Below are 3,484 nucleotides of genomic sequence, written 5' to 3' on the forward strand. Positions count from 1 at the left end.
CGGTCGCGACCGGCGCGCCTGAGCGGTCGGCCTCGATCAGGGCGGCGAGGTTTCCGGCGAACTGCTGAAGCAGCCTGACCGACACGGCGGCGATCGCGCCCTTGCCGAACTGGACGATCTTCCCCCTGATCAGCAGGTCGGTCCTCACCCGGATCACCGCCCCGGAGGGCGCCTCCACCACGGTGAGGACGATCTCGGCCTCGGCGTCGCCGCCGCCGTGGGTGTCGGCGCCCCGGCCCTGCAGCCGCAGCCGGCGCAGGCCGGGATCGACCTCCAGGAAGCGCACGGTCCCGGCGTACGCGGCGGTGATCGGGCCGACCTTCACCTTGACCCCGCCCCGGTAGGCGTCACCGTCGCGGCCCTCCAGGGCCGCGCCGGGCAGGCACGTCACCACTCGCTCGGCATCGCTGACCAGCGCGAAGACCGCGTCCGGCGAGGCGGCAACGGTGATCTCGTTGTCCAGGATCATCGGGAGTCCCCCGTTTCGCGGCGCCGCCCCCGGGCGCAGTCCTCGATCGCGTCGATGATGGTCTGGTAGCCGGTGCACCGGCACAGGTTGGCGGACACGACTTCGCGGATCTCCTCTCTCGTCGCGTCGGGACGTTCGGCGAGGAAGCCCTCGGCGAGCATCAGGAAGCCGGGCGTGCAGAACCCGCACTGCAGGCCGTGGTGGGCGGAGAACGCCCGCTGGAGGTCGTTCAGGTCGCCGTCGACGGCCAGGGACTCGACCGTGCGGATGTCGTGCCCCTCGGCCTGGGCCGCGAAGACCAGGCACGCGCGGGCCGGAGCGCCGTCGAGCAGGACGGTGCAGGCGCCGCAGACGCCGTGTTCGCATCCGACGTGGGTGCCGGTCAGGCCGATGTGGTGCCGGAGCACGTCCACCAGGGTGTGCCGCGACTCGACCACCAGGTCGTCGTGCCGCTCCCCGTTCACGGTGAGGCTGATCAGCAGTTTCTCGGTCATGAAGTCGCTCCGATCGCCCGCTGCACCGTCTCCGGCCGGATGGGGGTGTCGTCGAGCTCCACCCCGGTGGGGCGCAGCGCGTCGTTCACGGCGTTCAGCACCGCGGCGGGAGCGCCGATCGTGCCGCCCTCCCCGGCGCCCTTCGCCCCGCTCTCGGTGAACGCGCACGGCGTCTCCAGATGGCGGATCTCGATGTCGGGGATCTCGTTCGCGGTCGGCACCTTGTAGTCGATGAACGACGCGCACGACGGTTCGCCCTGCGCGTCGTAGGTCACCTGCTCGAACAGGGCGCCGGCGATGCCCTGGGCGATGCCGCCGCGGCACTGCCCCTCGACCACCCGCGGGTTGATGGCGACCCCGCAGTCCTCCACGCAGACGTAGCGCAGGAACTCCACCCGCCCCGTGCCGGGATGCAGCTCCACGACCGCGCCGTGGGCTGCGTTGGAGAACGTCCCGTCGCCGTGCACGTCGAACGACGCGCTCGCGGACAGGCCGGGTTCGGCGTCCTTGGGGAGCAGGTCGGCCCTCAGGTAGGCGACGCCGGCCAGCTCCCGGTACGTCAGCGCGCGCCCGTGGTCGTCGCGCCTGCGCACGCCCCCGCCGTGCGGCTCGACGTTGTCGCTCGTGGTCTCCAGGAGGTGCGCGCCCAGGAGCAGGAGCCGGTCCGCAAGCCTGGTGGCGGCCCGCGCGACCGCGCTGCCGCCGATGGTGGCCGACCGGCTGGCGAACGTCCCGAACCCGTAGGTGATCCGGTCGGTGTCGCCCTGGTGGATCTTGACCTGGCCGAGGTCGAGGCCGAGCCGGTCGGCGACGATCTGGGCGAGCGTGGTCTCGTGGCTCTGCCCGTGGCTCATGGTCCCGGTCGTCACGGTGACCGCGCCGGTGAGGTCCATCTTGACCTCGGCGAGGTCGAAGCCGGGCACCACGGCCATCTTGCGCTTGGCGAACGCGCCGGAGCCGTAGCCGGTGCGCTCGCTGAAGCAGGAGTAGCCGATGCCGACGAAGCGGCCCTCGGCCGCGGCCTGTTCCCTGAGCTCGTACCAGCCCTCGTCCGTGAGCATCCGCTCGCAGAGGTTCAGGGACTCCAGATAGGAGCCGGGGTCGTAGGTGACGTCGTTGACCCCGGTGTACGGGAACTCGACGATCAGGTTGCGCCGCCGGATCTCGACCGGGTCCAGGTCCAGCTCGCGGGCCGCCCGTTCGAAGAGCCGCTCCATGACCATGACGATCTGCGGCCTGCTCACGCCCCGGTAGGGCGCCGACGGCGCCTTGTTGGTGGTGACGGCCCGGCCGCGCACCCGGTAGGCGGGGACCCGGTAGACGCCCGGCATCTCCGCCGACGCCATCAGCGGCTCGATGCCGGCGGTGAACGGGTAGCAGGAGTAGGCGCCCATGTCGCACACCACGTCGGCGTCGAGGGCCAGGATCCTGCCGCTCTCGTCGAACGCGGCGCGCACGTCGTAGCGCTGCTCGCGGGCCAGGAACGAGGCGGTGAGGGCGTCCCGGCGGTCCTCGATCCACTTCACCGGGCGGCGCAGCCGCAGCGCCGCCGCGGCGGCGGCGATCTCCTCGCGGCCGACGACGCACTTCTGCCCGAAGCCGCCGCCCATGTCGGGCACCACCACGCGGACCGCGCGCTCGGGCAGGCCCAGGCACTCGGCCGTGGCCGTGCGGACCAGGTGGGGGACCTGGGTGCAGGTGCGCACGAGGAGCTGTTCCTCGCGCGCGTCCCAGGTGACGACGCTGCCCCTGGTCTCCAGGGGCAGCGCGTTCTGCCGGCCCGTCCGCGACCGCACGCGCACCACGCGGTGAGCCGCGGCGAAGATGTCGTCGATGCCCTCGGTGGCGAACATCGACACGTCCACCAGCGTGTTCGCCGCCGCCGCGGCGTGCACGAGCGGCGCTCCAGGAGCGAGCGCCTGCTCGTCGGAGAGCACCGGCGGGCCGGCCTCGTAGGTCACCCTGGCGGCCTCCAGGCCGTCCTCCACGGAGTACGGGTCCTCGGCGAGCACGATGGCGATCGGTTCGCCGACGTAGCGGACCCGGTCGCGGGCCAGGACGGGCATCGCGGTGGGCACGAACTCCGACGGCGGCCGGTCGAGGACGGCCGTGATGTCACCCAGCTCCAGGTCGGCGGCGGTGAACGCGGCGACGACACCCGGCACGGCCAGGGTCGCGGACAGGTCGACGCCGGCCACGCTCCCGTTGGCGATCGTGCTCCGGACGAACTGCGCGTGCAGCATGCGGGGCAGGTGGATGTCGTCGACGAACCTCCCGTTCCCGGTCAGCAACCGCGGGTCCTCGCGACGGGCAGCCGACTTTCCGACCCAGCTCATCGCGTCATCGCCTCCTCACATGCCCGGACGAGCAGGGTCCTGGTGAGGGCCCTGCGGTATTCGGCGCTGCCGTGGCCGTCGGCCGGCGGGTCGATGGCCGCCGCGGCGGCCTCGGCGCATTCGGCGAACGTCCCGCCTCGTGCCAGCACCGCCTCGGCCTCCGGCACCCGCGCGGGCGCGGGCCC

At 72.8% G+C, this 3,484-nt stretch carries 3 protein-coding genes and 1 pseudogene; all 4 read right to left on the bottom strand.

Annotation, left to right across the window (positions count from 1 at the left end; translation table 11 throughout):
• A partial coding sequence (locus DQW85_RS25765; protein WP_162795375.1) for an SRPBCC family protein occupies window positions 1–469 on the bottom strand: 469 nt, incomplete at its 3' end.
• A complete protein-coding gene (locus DQW85_RS25770; RefSeq protein WP_113702540.1) occupies window positions 466–963 on the bottom strand; it encodes a (2Fe-2S)-binding protein in 498 nt (165 codons plus the stop codon). The genes DQW85_RS25770 and DQW85_RS25765, both read right to left, overlap by 4 nt.
• Window positions 960–3,299 (bottom strand): xanthine dehydrogenase family protein molybdopterin-binding subunit, encoded by a 2,340-nt coding sequence (locus DQW85_RS25775; protein ID WP_113702541.1) that lies wholly within the window; start codon window positions 3,297–3,299, stop codon window positions 960–962. The genes DQW85_RS25770 and DQW85_RS25775 overlap by 4 nt, the downstream gene beginning before the upstream one ends.
• Window positions 3,296–3,484 (bottom strand): annotated as a pseudogene (locus DQW85_RS25780) (FAD binding domain-containing protein); the annotation flags it as partial. The gene DQW85_RS25775 and the pseudogene DQW85_RS25780, both read right to left, overlap by 4 nt.

Source organism: Nonomuraea lactucae, assembly GCF_003313395.1.
GTDB classification, from domain to species: Bacteria; Actinomycetota; Actinomycetes; order Streptosporangiales; family Streptosporangiaceae; genus Nonomuraea; species Nonomuraea lactucae.